The following is a 2,431-nucleotide window of genomic DNA, read 5'->3' on the forward strand; positions in this document are numbered from 1 at the left end:
TGGGGTATGCACCTGGCATGTTGTGGATTTTAGTCGGGGTCGTCTTAGCTGGCGCCGTACAAGATTTCTTTATTTTAGTTATTTCCATGCGCCGCGATGGCCGCTCGCTGGGCACATTAATACGTACAGAGTTGGGCTGGTTACCTGGTGTTGTAGCACAGTGTGCAACGTTTATGATTATGGTCATCATTTTAGCTGTTCTTGCCCTGATTGTTGTGAAAGCACTCACTAATAGTCCATGGAGCTTGTTTACAGTAGCAGCAACAGTACCCATTGGTCTCTTTATGGGAATTTATTTACGCTATCTGCGTCCAGGACGTGTGACTGAGGTCTCTATCCTGGGATTTTTGTTACTTCTTTTAGCAATACTATTCGGACGCCAGATTAGCGAAAGTACGTTATGGGCACCTTATTTTACAGCAAGTGCCGAAGAGCTGGTATGGTTGTTAACAGGCTATGGTTTTATCGCTGCCGTGTTGCCGGTATGGCTTCTTCTAGCACCAAGAGATTATTTATCCACCTTCTTGAAAATTGGTACCATGCTGGCATTAGCCTTGGCTATTCTACTCGTCGCACCTACACTCAAAATGCCAGCCTGGACTCCTTTTATCAATGGCACAGGGCCAGTATGGGCAGGAGGATTATTTCCATTTTTGTTTATCACTATTGCTTGTGGAGCAATATCGGGTTTTCACTCGTTAATTGCCTCTGGCACCACACCCAAAATGATAGCCAATGAAACTGATGCACGGTTTATTGGTTATGGCGGTATGCTCATGGAGTCTTTCGTTGCGATCATGGCACTTATTACCGCATGCTGTTTAGAGCCTGGCGTTTATTTTGCAATCAATAGCCCGCCAGCTTTAATTGGAACTACCGCTCAGCAAGCAGCAGAAACCATTTCACAATGGGGATTTACTTTAACACCCGAAATGTTAACAGCAACGGCAGAAACCATTGGTGAGCAAACGATCTTATCTCGTACAGGAGGCGCACCAACATTAGCCATTGGGATTGCGCAAATTTTCTCTCAGCTCTTTGAAAACAAGGCCATGCTCGCATTTTGGTATCATTTTGCCATCTTGTTTGAAGCTTTATTTATTTTGACTGCTGTGGATGCCGGAACACGAGCAGGCCGTTTTATGCTGCAAGATTTGTTGGGAACCCTTTTCCCCACTATGCGGCATACTGAATCTTGGCCAGCCAATATATTGGCTACAGGAATTTGCGTCAGTATGTGGGGCTATTTTCTTTATCAAGGCGTTATCGATCCTTTGGGAGGAATTAATACCTTATGGCCTTTATTTGGCATAGCTAATCAAATGCTCGCTGCGATAGCACTCATTCTTGCTACAGTAGTCCTGGTAAAAAGAAAAAAGGAGTGCTTTATTGCGGTAACCTTAGCACCCACCGTTTGGCTGCTGAGTTGCACACTCACTGCCAGTTGGCAAAAAGCCTTTTCAAGCAACCCCAAACTTGGTTTCTTGGCTCATGCTAACCTCTACCAGCAAGCATTAGAGAAAGAAATAATACTTGTACCAGCAAAAAATTTAGCGCAAATGCGTCAAATACTATTCAATGATTATGTCGATGCGACATTGACTATAGGGTTTGCGATTGTCGTGCTATTTCTCTTTTTTGGGGGCTTCGGCACATCTACCTGATGTTAAAGAATCGGTTACCACGCGAGAGTCATTTTGAAGATCCAAACATGATGCACCGAGAGCCGCAACCAACTCGTTGTTGTTAAAACCAACATCTCGAGACATGGCCAGGAAGAAATTTCTTTTTAGGTTACTCAATAAATTAAATTCCTAAATTTATTTTATTGAGTCAACCAATATCCAATTTTCATAAAATGCGAAACCGATGTTATGATGGCAAATACATTTTACAAGGATGTAGATAACGATGATCACATTACATAACGTTTCTAAATCCTTTGATGGGAAAAAATCCTACTCAATAAAAACATTACTTTGTCTATTGTTGATAATGAGATCTTAGTCTTGCTAGGGTCATCTGGTAGCGGAAAATCAACCCTTCTCAAATTAATTAATTATTCATTTAAACCCAGTTTGGGCATGATAAAAATTGATGGAAAGCAACTTAAAGACTGCCCTAAAGTCCAGTTGCGCCGCTCAATGGGATTTGTGTTTCAACACATCGGTTTGTTTCCCCACCTGACTGTGGCAAAAAACATCGCTATTCTTATGCGTTTGATAAAAATTCCTAAAGAACAACGCATTAAACGCGTTAATGAATTGTTACAACTGGTTAATCTGGAACCGGAAAAATATTTTAATCGCTACCCTGATGAATTATCGGGTGGGGAGCAGCAACGAGTTGGTGTAGCCCGTGCTTTAGCAACGAATCCTAGTTATATTTTAATGGATGAGCCTTTCGCTGCCTTGGATGCCCTCACTCGTGA

Annotated in this window: 2 protein-coding genes; both read left to right on the forward strand. The window is 42.2% G+C overall.

Annotated elements, in window-relative coordinates; translation table 11 throughout:
• A partial coding sequence (locus tag BN58_RS26785; protein WP_019217968.1) for a carbon starvation CstA family protein occupies nucleotides 1-1,664 on the forward strand: 1,664 nt, incomplete at its 5' end.
• Nucleotides 1,665-1,979: 315 nt separating this feature from the next.
• The coding region (locus BN58_RS26790) for an ATP-binding cassette domain-containing protein (RefSeq protein ID WP_019217969.1) at nucleotides 1,980-2,431 on the forward strand (452 nt) is incomplete at its 3' end.

The organism is Legionella tunisiensis, from assembly GCF_000308315.1.
GTDB lineage: Bacteria > Pseudomonadota > Gammaproteobacteria > Legionellales > Legionellaceae > Tatlockia > Tatlockia tunisiensis.